Genomic DNA, 17,616 nt, shown 5'->3' on the forward strand with positions numbered 1-17,616 from the left:
GACGTGACTCACCCCACAGCCACGACGGGTGCCCGACGGACTTTCTCGACCTGCTCCAGGGCGGCTGCGTACCGCACCAGCTCGGCGTCGGAACCACGTCCGCCCAGGAAGGACAGACCGAGCGGAAGACCGTCCGGGTCGTAGCCGGCCGGCACCGTGACCTGCGGGTAGCCGGCCGTGGAACTCTGCCGGGTCGACGAGGTGAAGGGCTGCGCGGGCGGGCCCTGCCGGTCGACGCGGGGCGCCGCCTCGGCGGTCGGCGTCACGACGGCGTCCAACCGCAGTCGACCCACCACCTCGTCGATCGCGCGGCGCGCGGCGGCCGTCGCCGCGGCTCGGTGGGCGCGATAGGCGGGCGCCGAGAGGTCCCCGTCGGACGCCTGCGCCGCCTCGAAGAGGTCCTGCCCGAACAGGGGCAGCTCGACCCGGGCGTGCTCACGCCCGAAGGCGATCAGCCCGGCGAGATCGCGCGGATGCGTGCCCGGCGTCGCGGCGAGGTACGCGGCGATGTCGTGTTTGAACTCCGTCATGAGCGCCGGCACCAGGTCCTTGGCCACCACCTCGTCGATCGCGGGGACGTCGGCATCGTCGACCACGACGGCACCTGCGGCGCGGAGCCTGCGCACCGCATCCTCGAAGGCGCGGTCCACCGCGGGATCGAGGCCGACCCGCCCGGTCCGCCACAGCCCGATCCGCTTGCCGCGCAGGCCGTCGGCGCGCAGGTCCGTCGGGATCGGCACCTGCGCCGACGATGCCGTGGCGCGGTCGGCCGCATCCGGCCCGGCGACGGCCCGCAAGGTGATCGCGGCGTCGATGACGGACCGCGCGATCGGTCCGGGCGTGTCCTGCTGCGCCGTGATCGGCACGATCCCGGCCCGGCTCACGACGCCCACCGTCGGCCGGATCCCGACGGTCGAGGTCATGGACGCCGGGCACAGCACCGATCCGTCGGTGTCGGTGCCGATCGCTACCACCGCGAGGCCCGCCGCCACCGCCGCGGCCGCGCCGCTCGACGATCCGCAGGCGCTGCGGTCGAGCGCGTAAGGGTTGCGGGTCCGACCCCCGACGGGGCTCCACCCGGCGATCGCCTCCGAGCTGCGGAAGTTGGACCAGACGGAGAGGTTGGTCTTGCCGAGGACCACGGCGCCCGCGCTGCGGAGCGCGGCCACGACGTGCGCGTCGCGAGCGGGGCGCGCGCCCTCGAGGGCGGTCGATCCGGCGGTGGTGCGCATCCCGTCCGCCGTGTCCATGTTGTCCTTGAGCAGGACCGGGATGCCGTCGAGGGGACCGCGCACCCCGCCCGAGCGACGCCGCGCGTCGCTGGCTTCGGCCGCGCGCAGCGCGTCGGGATTCGTCCGGATCACCGCGTGCAGGCTCGGGTCGACGCGGGCGATCCTGGCCTGGAGCGCACGCGTGAGGTCCCACGAGGTCAGCCGCCGGGCATCCATCGCGCGCTGGAGATCGGGGATGGTCGAGCGTTCGAGGAGTTCGGCGACGGCTGTCGTCGACAAGGGCTCGGCGCGTGTCAGAGCCGGAACCGAGAGGATCGTCGTCGTCGCGACCAGGACCGCGGCAGGGCGCCGCCAGCAGAGCTTCACCCGATGACCGTATGCGGCCGACAGGCCCGCCACCCTGACGCGCGCACCCGTCTTCGGGGTGGTGCAGGCACTACTCCGGCAAGCGGAGGCCCCGCTCAGGCGAGGGCGGCGACGCGCTCGGCGAGCTTCTGATGGGTCGCCGCGTCGGGATGCCCGTCGCTGCTGGATCCGTAGACCCAGCCCTCGCCGAGCGGGGAGATGACGGACACCGACGGATCCACCGCCCGGGCGGCGCCGACGATGGCGGCCTCCGTCGCCCGCGCGTCGGGGCCGCTCCCGCGGACCGTCGGGAACACCGTGATCAGCGCGATCTTGGCGTGGGGCGCCTGCGAGCGGACGGTGGTGACGACCTGCCGCACCTGCGCGTCGATCACCGCCGGCGATGCGCCGACGTCGTTCGATCCGGCCTGTACGACGACGAGCGCCGGGTCGTAGTCGGTCAGCCGCGCGGCCCGCGTCAGGCCCGCGATGGAACCGTCCGCGTATCCGGCGCCGCCACGGGCGCTGACGTACACCGAGCGGCGCTCGATGGCGCTGATCATCCGCGGGTAGGCCACGACACCGGGCACCTCGTAGCCGGTGGAGATGGACGCCCCGATGACGACGATCGATCGATCGACCGCGGCCCGCGGCGCGACACCGGGCTCGGCGACGGCGGAGGCGCCGCTCATCGACGCGATCACTGCGGCCCCGATTCCGGCCATTGCACCCAAACGCGACACGCTCATGGCGACATCGTGACACATCATCAGCCACTTGCGTAACTTGCACAACGTGGACAACAGGACGTGATCCTGCCCCGGAAACGACGGAGCCCCCGCCGGAAAGCGGGGGCTCCGTGTTCGAGAACCTGTCAGACGAGGCCTGCGACGCGCTCGGCGATCCGCTCGTGCGCGGCCGCACCGGGGTGGCCGTCCGCGGACGCACGGTAGGTCCACCCCTCGGCGAGCGGGGAGATCACGGCCACGTTCGGGTCCACCGACCGCGCGGCACCGACGATCGCGGCGTCCGTGTTCCGCGCCGCAGCACCGTTGTGGATCGACGGGAAGACGGTGACGACGGCGATCTTCGCGTCGGGCGCCTGGTGGCGCACCGTCGAGACGACCTGTCGCACCTGTCCCGCGACCAGCGCGGGCGGGGCGCCCACGTCGTTTGTCCCGGCCTGCAGCACCACCAGCGCCGGGTTCCGCGCGGGCAGGTTCGCGGCCTGCGTCAGCCCCGCGATCGAGCCGTCGGCGTATCCGGCGCCGCTGCGGGCGCTGACGTAGACGTCGCGTCCGGACATGGCGCCCACCTGACGCGGGTACGCCGACGATGCGGCGACGGCGCGACCGGACGAGACCGACGCACCGATCACGACGACCGACCCGCGGTCCGCGGCGGCCCGGCTCCGGGGCGCGGGCTGCGGCGCCGCCGCGGGCGTGACCGCAGCCGGCTTCAGGGCGACGGGCTTGGCCGCGACGGGCTTCGCGACGACGGCCCGGGGCGCGACGGCCTGCTGGACGTGGGGAACGGCGATCGCCGCTCCGGGCTGCGCGCCGCTGTGGGCGGCGCCGGGGTCGGCCGAAGCCGCGGCGATCGCGAACGGCGCGAACGCGATGCCCGCCCCCAGGGCGATTCCGTATCCGAGTCTGCGCAGGTGGCGACTGTTCCGCAAGGCGGCCATACGGCGGACCTCTCTCGGTTCGAGTGGAGCATGGACGGCAATCCGGTCCTCACGGAATGCACAGGACGAAACCCGCGGCAGTGCACCGCGGGATCCAGGGAGAATGTACTCGATCCCCGCCTCCGGCGGACCCACCGACCCGCGGTTTCCGCGTCCGAATTCTGGCATCGCAACGCGACGTAGGATGGAGCGGTCATCGCAGGGCGAACATGGTGGGAGCAGAGCGGCAGTGGGTGCGCATGCACGGCACGGTCTCGCGCAGATCGCAGCCGATATCGAGCCCGTGGCGGACGACTTCACCAAGGGGCTGTTCGCACGGCTCTTCGCGTTGGACCCGTCGCTGCGCGACCTCTTCCCCGCCAACATGACGGGCCACCGTGCCACATTCCTGCGGGTGCTCGATCACGTCTTCACCTCGATCCCCCAGCCCGACGGGCACGACGACCTGATCGAGTTCCTGGCGCAGCTCGGGCGCGATCACCGCAAGTACGGCCTCACCGAGGCGCACTACGACACCATGGCCGCGGCGCTCATCGCGGAGGTCCACGCCGTCTACGAGCCGCACGGCGGGCTCGACGACGAGGACGCCGCGGTGCTCGAGCAGGGCGTGCAGCTGCTGACCGGTGTGATGCGGGGCGGTGCCCACTCGGATCCGACGCCCGCGCGTCGGCGGGCCCGCGTCGTGGAGGTGCTGCGCCCGCACCCCGGCCTGTCGGTGGTGCGCCTCGTCGCGGACGAGCCGCTGCTCTTCCGGCCGGGCCAGTACGTGGAGACGCAGATCCCCCAGATGCCGCGCGTGTGGCGCCCACTGTCGCTCGCGATGCCGCCGAACACTCAGGGTCAGCTGGAGTTCCACATCCGGGCCGTTCCCGGCGGATACCTCTCCAGCACCGTCTTCGGCGAGACCCGCCCGGGCGACGTGTGGCAGTTCGGCCAGGTCCACGGGCTCCTGCGGCCCGACGGTGACCGTCCGGTCACGATGATCGCCGGCGGTACCGGCCTCGCGCCGATGAAGTCGATCCTGCTGGCGATGTCCATGAACGCGAACAACCCCGACGTGCACCTCCTGGTGGGGGCGCGATCGCCGGGGTTGCTCTACGATTCGGAATCCTTGGCGCCGCTCGCGGCGACGAATCCGTGGTTGAAGGTGACGCAGGTGACGGACGCGCGGAGCGATCCGTGGTGGCTCAAGCGACCCGCCACGGCCTACCGCGCGCTCCCGCTCCGGCACGGCTCCCTGGTCGACGCGATGTCCCGCCTGGACCTGACCGGACATCGCGTGCTGATCGCCGGGCCCCGGGGCCTGCTGCGCGCCGCGAGCGAGGCCGCGGTCGCGCGGGGTGCCGCCCCCGAGGACGTGGTGACCGACCCGCTGTGACCGGGCGCCCGACCGCCGCTTCGGGCCGGGAACGGCCGTGGCGTCAGCGGCGACGGCTCCGGGGCTGCCAGACGACCATCGCGGAGGACTTCGGCACGTGCACCAGCTCACCGCCGGTACGTCGCACGCTCTCGACCTGTGCGGTGAGCTCCTCGACCCGCCGCTGCAGCGCATCGACCTGATTGGTGAGGTCGATGATCCGCTTGATGCCGGCCAGGTTCACGCCCTCGTCCTGCGAGAGCCGCTGCACCTCGCGCAGCAGATCGACGTCGCGCGAGGAGTAGCGCCGACCCCCGCCCGCCGACCGCTCGGGCGTCACGAGCCCGAGACGGTCGTACGTGCGGAGGGTCTGCGCATGCATCCCCGCGAGCTGTGCAGCGACCGAGATCATGAACACGTGGGCGTCCGGATCGTCGGGGAACTGCTGGTCGCCGTTCATCGCTGCACCGCACCACTTCCGGCCCAGCCGCCCCGCGGATCGAAGCCCGCGGCCCGCTCGGCCTCGGCGTAGGCGCGCAGCGCCTCCTGTGCCCGCTCGTCCAGCGTGGACGGCACCGCGACCTGGACCTTCACGAGCAGGTCGCCGTGGCCACCCGCCCGCTTCGGCACGCCACGGCCGCGCACCCGCAGGGTACGGCCGTCCGTGGTGCCGGCCGGGATCTTCACGCCCACCGGTTGTCCCAGCGTGGGGACGGTGACGGTGGCGCCGAGCGCCAGCTCCGAGAAGCTGACGGGCAGCGTGACCAGCAGGTCGTCGCCGCTGCGGGTGAAGACCTCGTCGGCGTCGACGTGGACCGTGACGAACAGGTCGCCCGAGGGCGCCCCGCGCATCCCGGCCTGCCCCTGGCCGGCCAGGCGGATGCGCTGGCCGTCCTTGACGCCGGGCGGGATCTTCACGTTCACCGTGCGGGTGCGCACGGTGACGCCGGTGCCGTTGCAGTCCCCACAGGGATCGTCGATCACCGATCCGGTGCCGCGGCAGTCCGGGCACGGCTCGGAGAAGCTGAACGCGCCCTGGTTCCGGCTGACGAGCCCGGAACCGTTGCAGGACTGACACACCCGCGGGCTGGTGCCCGGCTTGGCGCCGGAGCCGTGGCAGGTGGTGCACGGCGACGGCGAGGTCAGCGTGATCGGCGTGGTGACCCCCAGGGTCGCGTCCCGGAAACCGAGCGTCAGCTCGGACTCCAGATCACTGCCCCGGCGCGGCCGCGTGGGCTGCGGGCCGGGGCCCTGCCCCGCTCCACCGCGGTTGAACAGGCCCTCGAAGATGTCCCCGAAGCCGCCGCCACCGTTACCGGCCGCAGCACCGTCGAAGATGTCCGAGAACGAGAACCCGCCCGCGCCACCACCGGCGTTGCCGAAACCGCCGGAGCCGAAGCCACCGCCGCCCGCGCCGCCGGAGCCGAATCGACCGCTGCCGAACAGGCGACGCGTCTCGTCGTACTCCTTGCGCTTGGCCGGGTCGGAGAGCACGGCGTGCGCCTCGGAGACCCGCTTGAACCGCTCCTCGGCCTGCGTGTTGCCCGGATTCGCGTCCGGATGCAGCTCGCGGGCCAGCTTGCGGTAGGCCTTCTTGATCTCGTCGGCACTCGCGCTGGAGCTGACGCCCAGCTCCTTGTAGAAGTCCTGTTCAACCCATTCCCTCTGTGCCACTGGGCATCACCTCCTTTCTATGACTCGCCCTGCGCGGACTCGTCCTGCGACTGCGCCGGACGGTCCGTGACGGCGACCATCGCGTTGCGGATCACCTTGCCATCGATCCGGTACCCCTGGCGCAGGACCGCTCCCAGAACGGGATCGGCTCCGTCGCCCTCATGCTGCACGGCCTCGTGGATGGCGGGATCGAACTCGTCGCCCTCCTCGCCGAAGGACTCGAGTCCCAGGGCCTTGAGCACACCGTCGAGCTTGTCGGACACGGACTTCAGCGGCCCGGCCTCGAGATCGCCGTGGCTGCGAGCCCGGTCCAGATCGTCCAAGACGACCAGCAGCTCACCGACCACGAAGGCCTTGCCCGCGGCGCGGGCGTCGACCACGTCGCGCGCGGTGCGCTTGCGGTAGTTGGCGAACTCGGCCGAGACGCGCTGCAGGTCCGCGGTGAGCTCCGCCTCCTTGCTCGACGGTGCCCCGTCCACGGCCTCCGCCGCGTCGTCCGGCCCGGCCGCAGCCGCGTCGTCCGGCCCGGCCGGGGCCGTGGCGGACTCATCCACCACGGCCTCCGACTCCGGGCTCACCTCGTCCGGCTCCACCGGGTTGTCGGGGCTCGTCATTACTTCGCGTCCTTCGGATCCTCGTCGACGACCTCGGCATCGACGACGCCGTCGTCCTGCTGCGCGCCGGCGGCGGCACCGTCGGCCTGGCCCTCAGCGCCGGCCGCGGCGTAGATGGCCTGGCCCAGCGCCTGCGACTCGGTGGAGAGCTTCTCGACGGCGGCCTTCACGGCGGCGATGTCGGTGCCCTGCAGGGCCTCGTTCGCCTCCTTGATGGCGGCCTCCACCTTCTCCTTGTTCTCGGCCGGGACCTTGTCCTCGTTCTCCTTGAGGAACTTCTCGGTCTGGTTGACCAGCGACTCGGCCTGGTTGCGGGTCTCCGCCTCCTCGCGACGAGCCTTGTCCTCCGAAGCGTGGGCCTCGGCGTCCTTGATCATCCGGTCGATCTCCTCCTGCGACAGCCCGCTGCCGTCGGAGATCTTGATGGTGTTCTCCTTGCCGGTGCCCTTGTCCTTCGCGGTCACGTGCACGATGCCGTTGGCGTCGATGTCGAAGGTGACCTCGATCTGCGGCACGCCGCGCGGGGCCGGCGCGATGCCGGTCAGCTCGAAGCTGCCGAGCAGCTTGTTGTGCGCAGCGATCTCACGCTCGCCCTGGAAGACCTGGATCTGCACCGACGGCTGGTTGTCGTCCGCCGTGGTGAAGGTCTCGGACCGCTTGGTGGGGATGGTGGTGTTGCGCTCGATGAGCTTGGTCATCACGCCGCCCTTGGTCTCGATGCCGAGGGACAGCGGGGTGACGTCGAGCAGCAGCACGTCCTTGACCTCGCCGCGCAGCACGCCGGCCTGCAGGGCGGCGCCGACGGCGACGACCTCGTCCGGGTTGACGCCCTTGTTGGGCTCCTGGCCTCCGGTGAGCTCCTTGACCAGCTCGGTCACGGCGGGCATGCGAGTGGAACCACCCACGAGCACGACGTGGTCGATGTCGCCGACCGAGATCCCGGCGTCCTTGATGACCGCCTGGAACGGGGTGCGGGTGCGCTCGAGCAGATCGTTGGTGATCTTCTGGAACTCGCTGCGGCTCAGGTTCTCATCGAGGAAGAGCGGGTTCTTGTCCGCGTCCACCGTGATGTACGGCAGGTTGATCGACGTGCTCTGGCCCGAGCTCAGCTCGATCTTCGCCTTCTCGGCGGCCTCGCGCAGACGCTGCATGGCCATCTTGTCCTTGGTCAGGTCGATGCCGTGCTGCGCCTTGAACTTCTCGACCAGCCAGTCGACGATGCGCTGATCCCAGTCGTCACCACCGAGGTTGTTGTCACCCGAGGTCGCGCGGACCTCGACGACGCCGTCGCCGATCTCCAGCAGCGAGACGTCGAAGGTGCCGCCACCGAGGTCGAAGACCAGGATGGTCTGCTCCTTCTCGCCCTTGTCCAGGCCGTACGCGAGTGCGGCTGCGGTGGGCTCGTTGACGATGCGGAGCACGTTCAGGCCCGCGATCTGGCCGGCCTCCTTGGTGGCCTGGCGCTGCGCGTCGTTGAAGTACGCGGGGACGGTGATGACCGCGTCGGTCACGTCCTCCCCCAGGTACGCCTCGGCGTCGCGCTTCAGCTTCATCAGCGTGCGGGCGCTGATCTCCTGCGAGGTGTAGTTCTTGTCGTCGATCGACTGCGTCCAATCGGTACCGATGTGACGCTTGACCGAGCGAATGGTGCGGTCGACATTCGTGACGGCCTGGTTCTTGGCGGGCTGACCCACCAGGACCTCGCCGTTACGCGCGAAGGCCACCACCGACGGGGTGGTGCGCGAGCCCTCGGCGTTCGCGATCACGACCGGGTCGCCGCCCTCGAGGACAGCGACGCACGAGTTGGTGGTGCCGAGGTCGATGCCTACTGCACGTCCCATATTGATATGCCTCCTGATAGTTCTGCTACTGATCCAGACTTCAGCGCCCCCGACTCAAGGGGCGAACACCTCAGTTCTACCCCATTGAGCGGGACACGCTCAAGTAGTACGTCATGTCCAACGGGCGACCCGTCAGGAATGTTCCCGATTCTCGAAAAAAGTTGAGCGAAGTCGACTCAACTAGGATCGCCGCAGGTCATACGTTCCGGCGGTGCGCCGTCCGCGGGAAATCCCCGGGGTCGTCCGAGTAGTTCCACGGATCCGTCGCGGTGCGGAAGCCGGTGGACTGGACGCATGAGCAGCCTCGCCCCCACCGATCGCAGGTACGCCGTCCGCGTCGGCTTCGCCCGGACCGCGGCGGGGGTGATCGGCGCGGCGCTCGCGATCCTGCTGCTCGCGATCGGCTCCCTCCCGGTCGATCCCGCATCGGAGTTCGACACCAGGAACGGCACGCGGGAGTACCCCGACGTCGACGCCATCCTGACGGTCTGCGCGGTCTCGGCCCTGATCATTCCGATCGCCGCCGCGATCGGTCTCGGGATCGGCCGCGGGAGGTGCCGCGGCTTCTGCGGAATCGTGCTCGCGATCGCCGCGTACATCTACCTGTAGAGACACGGCGGCGGGCGGGCCGCCGAAACGACCCGCCCGCACCGTCGAACCTGCTAGGCCGCAGCCTGCACGCCCTCCGACACCGGCTCCAGAGCCTGCGCGACGATCTCGGCGACGTCGACCGTCGGCTTCACCTCGAGCGCGTCGAGGACCTCTGCCGGGACATCGTCCAGGTCGGGCTCGTTGCGCTGCGGGACGAAGACCGTCTTCAGGCCGTTGCGCTGCGCGGCCAGCAGCTTCTGCTTGACGCCGCCGATCGGCAGCACCCGGCCGTTCAGAGTGACCTCGCCGGTCATGCCGACATCGCTGCGCACCCGCCGCCCCGCCAGCATGGAGACCAGCGCGGTGACCATCGTGACGCCCGCCGACGGACCGTCCTTCGGAACCGCGCCGGCCGGGAAGTGGATGTGCACCGTGCCGTTCAGCGCGGACGGTTCGATGCCGAAGTCGGCGGAGTGGGCCTGCACGTACGACAGCGCGATCTGCGCCGACTCCTTCATGACGTCGCCCAGCTGGCCCGTCAGCTTGAGCTCGGGGCCGGATTCGCCGGCGGTGTGCAGCGCCTCGATGAACAGCACGTCGCCGCCCATACCCGTGACCGCGAGACCCGTTGCCACGCCGGGCACCTCGGTGCGCTCCGCCGTCTCCGGGGTGAATCGGGGCCGGCCCAGGTAGCCCTGCAGGTCGTCGACGCCCACCACGGTGGCAGCCTCACCGGACGACTGCTCGACCGCGACCTTGCGCAACGCCTTGGCGAGCAGCCGCTCGAACTGCCGCACACCCGGCTCGCGGGTGTAGTTCGCGGCGATCTCGCGGAGGGCCTCGTCGGTGATCGTCACCTCGTCGGGCGTCAGCGCCGCCTTCTCGAGCTGTCGCGGGACGAGGTAGTCCCGGGCGATGGCGACCTTGTCGTCCTCGGTGTAGCCGTCGAGGGTGACCAGCTCCATGCGGTCGAGCAGCGCCGACGGGATGTTCTCCACCACGTTGGCCGTCGCGAGGAAGACCACGTCGGACAGGTCCAGATCGAGATCGAGGTAGTGGTCGCGGAAGGTGTGGTTCTGCGCGGGGTCGAGGACCTCGAGCAGCGCCGCCGCGGGGTCGCCGCGGTAGTCGGAGCCCACCTTGTCGATCTCGTCGAGCAGCACCACCGGGTTCATCGAACCCGCCTCGCCGATCGCGCGCACGATGCGGCCGGGCAGCGCGCCCACGTACGTACGACGGTGCCCGCGGATCTCCGCCTCGTCGCGCACGCCGCCCAGGGCGACGCGAACGAACTTGCGGCCCAACGCCCGCGCGACGGACTCCCCGAGCGAGGTCTTGCCGACACCGGGAGGGCCGGCGAGCACCATCACGGCGCCCGAGCCGCGGCCGCCGACCAGCGACATGCCGCGCTGGGCCCGTCGCGACCGCACGGCCAGGTATTCGACGATGCGGTCCTTCACGTCGTCGAGGCCGTGGTGATCGGCATCCAGGATCGCCCGCGCGCCGGGCAGGTCGTCAGAGTCCTCGGTCGTGACGTTCCACGGCAGGTCGAGGACGGTGTCGAGCCAGGTGCGGATCCAGCCCGCTTCGGGGCTCTGGTCGGTGCCGCGCTCGAGCTTGCCCACCTCACGCAGCGCCGCCTGAAGGACCTTCTCCGGCAGGTCGGCCGCCTCGACGCGCGAGCGGTAGTCGTCGGCGCCGTCGGGCTCGTCCTCGCCGAGTTCCTTGCGGATGGCGTTCAGCTGCTGGCGGAGCAGGAACTCCTTCTGCTGCTTCTCCATTCCGTCGCGCACGTCGGAGGCGATCTTGTCGCTGACCTCGGTCTCGGCGAGGTGCTCGCCGGTCCAGTCGATGAGCTGCTGCAGCCGCGCGTCGACGTCGCCGGTCTCCAGGAGGGTGCGCTTCTGCTCGTTCGTCAGCCACGACGAGTAGCCCGACGTGTCCGCCAGCGCGGCGGGATCGGTGAGCTTGTTGACGGCGTCGATGACCTGCCAGGCCTCGCGGCGCTGGAGCATCGCGAGCACGACCTTCTTGTACTCGGCGGCGAGCTCGCGGGTGCGCTCGGTGGCGGCGGTCTCGTCGACAAGGTCGACCTCGACCCACAGCGCCGCGCCCGGCCCGGTGGTGCCGGAGCCGATGTGCGCGCGCTGCTCGCCGCGCAGCACCGCGACGTATTCGGACTGTCCCGGCACCCGCCCGACCTGCACGATCGAGGCGACGACGCCGTGCGTCGGGTAGCGATCGTCGAGCCGCGGGGCGATGAGGAGCTTGCCGCGGTCGCTCGCGCGGCCGGCGTCGACCGCGGCCTGAGCGGCGTCGTCGAGCGTGATGGGCACGACCATGCCGGGCAGCACCACGAGGTCGGGGACGAAGAGGACGGGCAGTGAGATCTGCTCAGACATGGGGCCTCCCAAGTTCAGTCTGATCCGCTCAACGCCGTTGCCCGGCCGGGTTGTTCCGGCCGGGCATCGGCGTTCGCCGTCAGCGGATTTCAAGCCGCGGCGGGCTCGCGCTCCGGGCGCGTCTCGTGCTCCACGCCCTCGTGCTCCCTACCGACCTCGAAGCGCAGCAGGCGCAGCGCGTTGGCGACGACGATGAGGGTCGAGCCCTCGTGGATGAAGACCACCGGTCCCATCGGCATGCCGAGGAAGGTGACGATCACCAGGAAGACCACGATGCCCAACGCGGCGATGAGGTTCTGCCGGATGATCCGGCTCGTCTGCCGGCTCAGACGTACCGCGAAGGGCAGCCGGCCCAGGTCGTCGCTCATCAGCGCGACGTCGGCGGTTTCCAGCGCGACCGCGGAGCCGGCCGCGCCCATCGCGATGCCGACGTCGGCCTGCGCCATCGCGGGGGCGTCGTTGACGCCGTCGCCGACCATGGCGCACCGTCGGACGCCCTGCCCTGCGCCGGACAGCCCGCGGACCTGCGTCACCTTGTCCTCGGGCAGCAGCCCGCCGAGCGCGCGGTCGACGCCGACCTCGCGCCCCACGGCCTCGGCCACCTGCTGGTGGTCGCCGGAGATCATCACGATGTCGTTCATGCCGGACTCGCGCAGGCGGTCGAGCACCTGCCCGGCCTCCCGGCGGGGCGTGTCCATCACGCCGATCACGCCGAGGAAGCGGCCGCCGCGGCGCACGATCATCAGCGTGCGGCCCGCGGCCTGCAGCCGCTCGACGTCGGCGGCGACGGCCCCGTCGAGGGCGATACCGGCGTCGGTGAAGAGCCGCTCGTTGCCGATCTCGACGCTGTCCCCGTCGACCAGGGCGCGGACGCCGCGGCCGGTGACGGACTGCAGGTCGGAGGCGGTGAGCACGGTCGATGTGCGCGCGGCGACGGCCTCGGCGACCGCGGCCGCGAGGGGGTGGTCGGAGAGCTTCTCGACGGCGAGCGTGGTCGCGAGGAGCTCGTCGAGCTCGGCCCCCGGGGCGGCGACGGTGTCGGTCACCCGCGGCTCACCCCAGGTCAGGGTGCCGGTCTTGTCGAAGGCGATCGACGTGACGCGGCCCAGTGTCTCGAGCGGGGCACCGCCCTTGACGAGCACGCCGGCGCGGGCCGCGCGGGCCACACCCGCCAGCACGGCCGACGGCGTGGCGAGCGCGAGCGCGCAGGGGCTCGCGGCGACGAGGACCGCCATCGCGAGGTAGAAGGCGTCGTCGAAGGGGTTGCCCAGCGCGAAGTAGCCGACCAGGAAGACGCCGAGGACGAAGGCGATCACGGCGGGCACGTAGATCCGCTGGAACCTGTCGAGGAAGCGCTGCGTGGGCGACTTGGCCTGGTCGGTGGACGCGACGAGCTCGACGACCTTGCTCAGCGTCGAGTCCTTCGCCAGCGCCGTGACCTGCACGACCAGCGCGCCGGAGCCGTTGACCGTGCCCGCGAAGACCTTGTTCTCGTCGGCGACGCGACCGGTGCGAGTGGGGTCGAGCGGCTCCTTCTCGACCGGCATCGACTCGCCCGTGACGGCGCTCTGGTCGATCGCGGACCGGCCGTCGACGACCACGCCGTCGGAGCTGACGCGCGCGTTGGGGCGGATCAGCACGAGGTCTCCGACGACCACGTCCTCCACCTGCCGGTCGACGAACTCGCCCGCGGTGGTCGACGGTCCGCCGACGTGCACCAGCGCGGTGCGGGGCGCGAGACCGGCGAGGGCCTCGATGGATTTCGACGCCCTGGCCAGCGCGAACTCCTCCAGCGCGTGGCCGAGGCTGAAGAGGAAGAGCAGTACCGCACCCTCGGCGAAGCGGCCGATCGAGGCGGCGCCGATCGCCGCGACCAGCATGAGGAAGTCGACCTCGAATTTGCCGGCCAGCGTCGACTTGACGGCGGAGCGGATGGTGAAGAAACCGCCGAAGAAGTAGGTGGCGAGGAAGAAGGCGGTGCCGACGTCGGGCAGTTCCAGTGCGTACTCGGCGATCATGCCCGCGGTGTAGGTGACGCCCGAGGCGATGGCGAAGCCGATCTCCCACCGCGCCGAGTGGCCGGACTCGTGGTCGTGTTCTGCGCTCATGGCCTGAGCGTATGTCACATATGCATACATTGCAATATATGGATGCCAGGACTTCCTAGACTCGTCCCGTGCACATCGGAATCATCGGGGCGGGGCTGTCCGGGCTGTCGGCGGCGCTGCATCTGCTCGGGGCGGGTCATCGCGTCACCGTCGTGGAGCGGTCCTCGCAGGTCGGGGGACGCGCGGGGACGGAGACGGTCCGCGGGCGCCTCGTGGATCCGGGCGCCAGCGTGCTGACGATGCCCGAGCTGGTCTTCGACGCCCTCGCTGCGGGCGGCCTCGACCGGCCCGGCGCCGAGGCCGAGCTGGACCTCCTGCCCGTGACGCCCGCGTACGCGGGGCGGTTCCCCGCGCTCGAGGGTCACGCGGCCGGAGTGCTGCACGTGCCCGACGACCTCACCGTCACCGAGCACATGCGCTGGCAGGAGGCGATGTTCGACGCCGCCTACGAGCGGTTCATCGGCGGCGACGCCGCGTGGGCCTCCTACGCGAATCCGCGCGACCTGGCCGCGCTCGGCCGGCTCGTGCGCCTCGGTGCTCTGCGGTCGATGCAGCATCAGGTGGACCGCCGCGTCGACGACCCGCGCGCCCGCCGCATGCTCACCTTCCAGGCGCTCTACGCCGGGGTGGCGCCGTCGGCGGCCCGCGCGGTGTACGCCGTCATCTCGCACATGGATGTCGGCCTGGGCGTCTGGTACCCGCGGGCGGGGATGGGCCGCGTCGCGGAGGTCATGGCGCGACAGGTCGAGCGGGCCGGCGGCACCGTCCTCCTCGAGCACGAGGCGCTCGGCCTCGACGGCCGACGCGGCCGGGTGACCGGACTCCGGGCCCGCTCGGCGGCCGGCGTGCGGCAGCTCGCGTTCGACGGGGTGGTGCTCACCGCCGACGCCCCGATCACGGACCGGCTGATCGCACCCCTGGGCGGCCGCGCGCCGCGGCGCGTGCGACTCTCGCCGTCGGCGGTCGTCGTGCACCTCGACGTGGATCCGGACCTGCAGGAGCACTGGCCCACGCAGGCGCACCACACGCTGGACTTCGGCGCCGCGTGGGAGCGGACCTTCGCGGAGATCACCGCGACACGGGGGCGCGGCCGACTGATGAGCGACCCGTCGTTCCTGATCACGCGCCCGTCGGTGACGACCGGCGAGGACTCCCCCGTCTCCGTGCTCGCGCCGTGCCCGAACCTGGAATCCGCCCCGCTCGACTGGGACTCGATCGGCCCCGACTACGTGCGCGACGTGCTGCAGACCCTCGCGGACCGCGGCTACCGCGGGATCGCCGACGCCGAGACGCTGCGGGTGGACACCCCCGCGGACTGGGCGCGGCAGGGCATGTCGGCGGGCACCCCGTTCGCCGCGGCGCACACGCTGACCCAGACGGGGCCGCTGCGCCGGCCGCAGCGCGTGCCCGGCATCGCCAACGCCGTGCTCGCGGGCTCGATGACGCACCCCGGCGTCGGTGTGCCACCCGCACTCCTTTCCGGCCGCCTCGCCGCGGAGGCCCTCAGCGCCTCGTGAAGCCGGTACGACAGAGACGGTCGGACCCGTCCGCGCCGGTTCATCGACAACCATCGGAGTGTTCGTTAGCGCCATCACAGTGGACCCTGGAGAGGTTCTGCACCGGTGCAGGAAAGTGATAGGTTCCGTGCCGAGCGCTCTCACCACGTGTAGCGTTCACTTGACACGAGGGTGTTGAATGTCAAGACACCCGCGGAAGGAGTCGGACGATGAGTTCGCGCACATCAGCTCAGCAGCACGAGCCCGCGGAGGTCGAGATCCACGCCCGGAACGTGGAGTTCGACTGGGAGAACGTGCCGCTCGAATGGATCCCCGGCGAGCCCGTGGCCAGCGACATCATCAGCAGCATCCTGCATTCCGTGCTCCCCGAGGGTGAGCGCTGGTTCTGCGAGGTCTACACCGAGGCACTGCCCTACGTGAAGGACGAGAACCTCGCCCGCACGATGCGCGGCTTCATCGGCCAGGAGGCGATGCACGCCGAATCGCACGACCGCGCCCTCTCCGAGTACCTGCAGCGCTGCGGGATCGACACCGCCCCCGTCGCGCGGCAGTTCGAGTACATCTTCCGCAAGATCCTCGCGCCCAGGACCTATCGCTCCGACCGCGCGCAGTACAACGACATGGTGCAGCGCCTGTGGCTCATCGCGGCCGTCGAGCACTACACCGCGATCCTGGGCGTCTTCGCGCTGAACAACGCCTGGGACCGCTACGACGTGCACCCCGTGATGGCCGACATCTGTCGCTGGCACGGCGCGGAGGAGGTCGAGCACCGTTCGGTCGCGCACGACGTGGCGAACTACTTCGATCCGAGCTACCTGCACCGCGTGCGCGCGATGCTCACGGTGGTCTTCTTCCTCGGGCTCACGCTGCACCGGTCGTCGGGTTTCCTGCTCCGCAAGGATCCGAACTTCAGCTACTCGTACCCGCGCCTGTGGTGGGAGTACCTCAAGGCCTCGCACAAGAACCTGCTGCCCAAGCTCCGGGACGTCGTGAAATTCACGCTCATCTACTTCAAGCCGAACTTCGATCCGGCCTCGATCGGCTCGACGGCGCAGGCCGTGGCCTACCTCGCCACGTCGCCGGCCGCCCGGGCGGCGAACGGATGACGGGCGAGCGCAAGGCACCGTCGGTCTTCCGCCCCTGGGGCGAGCCCGTCACGGAGGTACCGCCCCATCTGTACGGACGGTGGAAGCGTGATCCGCTGCTGCGCTTCGCCAATGCCTTCTTCGGCGTGACCATCCCGGCGTTCGCGCATCTGATGAAGCCACGGAACCTCGCGGAGCCCAGCACCAGCCGGGATCTGCGGGTCGTCTCGCGGGAGATCGTCGCGCACGACAAGGACGTCGTCGCACTGACATTCGTCTCCGCCGACGACACCCCGCTCCCCCGCTGGACGCCCGGCGCGCACCTCGACCTCCTGCTGCCCTCGGGGCGCATGCGCGAGTACTCACTGTGCGGCGACCCGGCGGACTCCGAGACCTACCGCATCGCGGTACGCCGGATCCCCGGTGGCGGAGGCGGTTCCGTTGAGGTGCACGAGACCCTGCACGTCGGTTCGACGGTGACGGTCAAGGGACCGCGCAACGGCATGCCGATGGCCGTGCCCGGCCACGGCTCCTCCGCGGAGCACCTGCGGTTCGTCGCCGGCGGCATCGGCATCACGCCGATCCTGCCGATGATGATCGCGGCGGAACGACTCGGCCTGAGCTGGTCGATGCTCTACACCGGGCGCTCCACGGACACCATTCCGTTCATCTCCGAGGTGGCGCGGTTCGGCGACAAGGTCGAGGTGCGCACCGACGACGAGCACGGCATCCCCACCGCGGACGTGCTCATCGGCGAAACCCCCGGCCCCACGGCGCTGTACGCCTGCGGCCCCATCCCGATGCTGGAATCGCTGCGCGTGGGCCTGATCGGCCGCACCGACGTCGAGTTGCACTACGAGCGCTTCTCCGCGCCGCCGGTGGTCGACGGGAAGCCCTTCACCGCCACCCTCGCGACGTCCGGACAGACCCTGGACGTGGCCGCCGACGAGACCCTGCTGGCCGCGATCCTCAAGGCCCGGCCGGACGCCCCGTACTCGTGCAAGCAGGGCTTCTGCGGTACCTGCCGGATGACGGTGACCGAGGGCACCGTCGACCACCGGGACCGGACCCTGACGCCCTTCGAGCGGGAGCAGGGGCAGATGCTGACCTGCGTCTCGCGCGCTGCCGGCGACCACCTCACCATCGATCTGTAAGGCGCACAC

At 71.1% G+C, this 17,616-nt stretch carries 14 protein-coding genes; 5 read left to right on the top strand and 9 right to left on the bottom strand.

The features are described from left to right. Positions 1-8 precede the first annotated feature (8 nt). From FK268_RS19295 to FK268_RS19305, 3 genes are all read right to left on the bottom strand, one after another. Positions 9-1,598, bottom strand: a complete 1,590-nt coding sequence (locus tag FK268_RS19295; RefSeq protein WP_146437007.1) for an amidase family protein — start codon at positions 1,596-1,598, stop codon at positions 9-11. A gap of 95 nt (positions 1,599-1,693) precedes the next feature. Next, positions 1,694-2,326, bottom strand: a complete 633-nt coding sequence (locus FK268_RS19300) for an SGNH/GDSL hydrolase family protein (protein ID WP_158636162.1) — start codon at positions 2,324-2,326, stop codon at positions 1,694-1,696. 125 nt (positions 2,327-2,451) lie between these two features. After that, the gene (locus tag FK268_RS19305; RefSeq protein ID WP_158636163.1) at positions 2,452-3,264 is read right to left on the bottom strand and encodes an SGNH/GDSL hydrolase family protein; all 813 of its coding nucleotides are present in this window, start codon (positions 3,262-3,264) and stop codon (positions 2,452-2,454) included. 229 nt (positions 3,265-3,493) lie between these two features. Here FK268_RS19305 and FK268_RS19310 point away from each other — a divergent pair, with 229 nt between their 5' ends. After that, a complete protein-coding gene (locus tag FK268_RS19310) occupies positions 3,494-4,642 on the top strand; it encodes an FAD-binding oxidoreductase (protein WP_158636164.1) in 1,149 nt (382 codons plus the stop codon). Between the two features lie 43 nt (positions 4,643-4,685). On the opposite strand, the gene FK268_RS19315 is transcribed toward FK268_RS19310, so the two are convergent. The 4 genes from FK268_RS19315 to dnaK are packed head-to-tail and all read right to left on the bottom strand — an operon-like array spanning position 4,686 to position 8,750. After that, the gene (locus tag FK268_RS19315; RefSeq protein WP_146437012.1) at positions 4,686-5,081 is read right to left on the bottom strand and encodes a heat shock protein transcriptional repressor HspR; all 396 of its coding nucleotides are present in this window, start codon (positions 5,079-5,081) and stop codon (positions 4,686-4,688) included. Next, positions 5,078-6,295, bottom strand: a complete 1,218-nt coding sequence (gene dnaJ, locus FK268_RS19320; RefSeq protein WP_146437013.1) for a molecular chaperone DnaJ — start codon at positions 6,293-6,295, stop codon at positions 5,078-5,080. Before dnaJ ends, FK268_RS19315 begins: the two co-directional genes overlap by 4 nt. A gap of 17 nt (positions 6,296-6,312) precedes the next feature. Then, the gene (grpE, locus tag FK268_RS19325) at positions 6,313-6,909 is read right to left on the bottom strand and encodes a nucleotide exchange factor GrpE (RefSeq protein ID WP_146437015.1); all 597 of its coding nucleotides are present in this window, start codon (positions 6,907-6,909) and stop codon (positions 6,313-6,315) included. After that, complete coding sequence (gene dnaK, locus FK268_RS19330) at positions 6,909-8,750, bottom strand: molecular chaperone DnaK (protein ID WP_146437017.1); 1,842 nt, start codon at positions 8,748-8,750, stop codon at positions 6,909-6,911. Before dnaK ends, grpE begins: the two co-directional genes overlap by 1 nt. A 294-nt stretch (positions 8,751-9,044) precedes the next feature. Between dnaK and FK268_RS19335 the strand changes: the two genes are divergently transcribed. Continuing rightward, positions 9,045-9,359 (top strand): hypothetical protein, encoded by a 315-nt coding sequence (locus FK268_RS19335; RefSeq protein WP_146437018.1) that lies wholly within the window; start codon positions 9,045-9,047, stop codon positions 9,357-9,359. A 53-nt stretch (positions 9,360-9,412) separates the two neighbouring features. Here the strand turns inward: FK268_RS19335 and lon are convergent, their stop codons facing one another. After that, on the bottom strand, positions 9,413-11,743 hold the full coding sequence (lon, locus tag FK268_RS19340; protein ID WP_146437020.1) for an endopeptidase La: 2,331 nt from the start codon (positions 11,741-11,743) through the stop codon (positions 9,413-9,415). Between the two features lie 89 nt (positions 11,744-11,832). Further along, on the bottom strand, positions 11,833-13,851 hold the full coding sequence (locus FK268_RS19345; protein ID WP_146437021.1) for a heavy metal translocating P-type ATPase: 2,019 nt from the start codon (positions 13,849-13,851) through the stop codon (positions 11,833-11,835). 68 nt (positions 13,852-13,919) lie between these two features. Between FK268_RS19345 and crtI the strand changes: the two genes are divergently transcribed. The 3 genes from crtI to FK268_RS19360 all read left to right on the top strand — a co-directional run bounded on the left by crtI (position 13,920) and on the right by FK268_RS19360 (position 17,607). Then, complete coding sequence (crtI, locus tag FK268_RS19350; protein ID WP_146437023.1) at positions 13,920-15,368, top strand: phytoene desaturase family protein; 1,449 nt, start codon at positions 13,920-13,922, stop codon at positions 15,366-15,368. 209 nt (positions 15,369-15,577) lie between these two features. Beyond that, complete coding sequence (locus FK268_RS19355) at positions 15,578-16,474, top strand: metal-dependent hydrolase (protein ID WP_146437025.1); 897 nt, start codon at positions 15,578-15,580, stop codon at positions 16,472-16,474. Further along, positions 16,471-17,607: a PDR/VanB family oxidoreductase gene (locus tag FK268_RS19360; RefSeq protein WP_146437026.1), complete on the top strand. Its 1,137-nt coding sequence runs from the start codon at positions 16,471-16,473 to the stop codon at positions 17,605-17,607. The genes FK268_RS19355 and FK268_RS19360 overlap by 4 nt, the downstream gene beginning before the upstream one ends. The last annotated feature ends 9 nt before the right edge of the window (positions 17,608-17,616 follow it).

It is taken from the genome of Tsukamurella sputi (assembly GCF_007858445.1).
GTDB classification, from domain to species: Bacteria; Actinomycetota; Actinomycetes; order Mycobacteriales; family Mycobacteriaceae; genus Tsukamurella; species Tsukamurella sputi.

Bases quoted from the DNA above. Each gene is read 5' to 3' on its own strand.
- FK268_RS19300 (WP_158636162.1), bottom strand. From the start codon at position 2,326: ATGAGCGTGTCGCGTTTGGGTGCAATGGCCGGAATCGGGGCCGCAGTG.
- FK268_RS19305 (WP_158636163.1), bottom strand. From the start codon at position 3,264: ATGGCCGCCTTGCGGAACAGTCGCCACCTGCGCAGACTCGGATACGGA.
- grpE (WP_146437015.1), bottom strand. From the start codon at position 6,909: ATGACGAGCCCCGACAACCCGGTGGAGCCGGACGAGGTGAGCCCGGAG.
- FK268_RS19335 (WP_146437018.1), top strand. From the start codon at position 9,045: ATGAGCAGCCTCGCCCCCACCGATCGCAGGTACGCCGTCCGCGTCGGC.
- FK268_RS19315 (WP_146437012.1), bottom strand. From the start codon at position 5,081: ATGAACGGCGACCAGCAGTTCCCCGACGATCCGGACGCCCACGTGTTC.
- dnaK (WP_146437017.1), bottom strand. From the start codon at position 8,750: ATGGGACGTGCAGTAGGCATCGACCTCGGCACCACCAACTCGTGCGTC.
- FK268_RS19355 (WP_146437025.1), top strand. From the start codon at position 15,578: ATGAGTTCGCGCACATCAGCTCAGCAGCACGAGCCCGCGGAGGTCGAG.
- lon (WP_146437020.1), bottom strand. From the start codon at position 11,743: ATGTCTGAGCAGATCTCACTGCCCGTCCTCTTCGTCCCCGACCTCGTG.
- FK268_RS19345 (WP_146437021.1), bottom strand. From the start codon at position 13,851: ATGAGCGCAGAACACGACCACGAGTCCGGCCACTCGGCGCGGTGGGAG.
- FK268_RS19360 (WP_146437026.1), top strand. From the start codon at position 16,471: ATGACGGGCGAGCGCAAGGCACCGTCGGTCTTCCGCCCCTGGGGCGAG.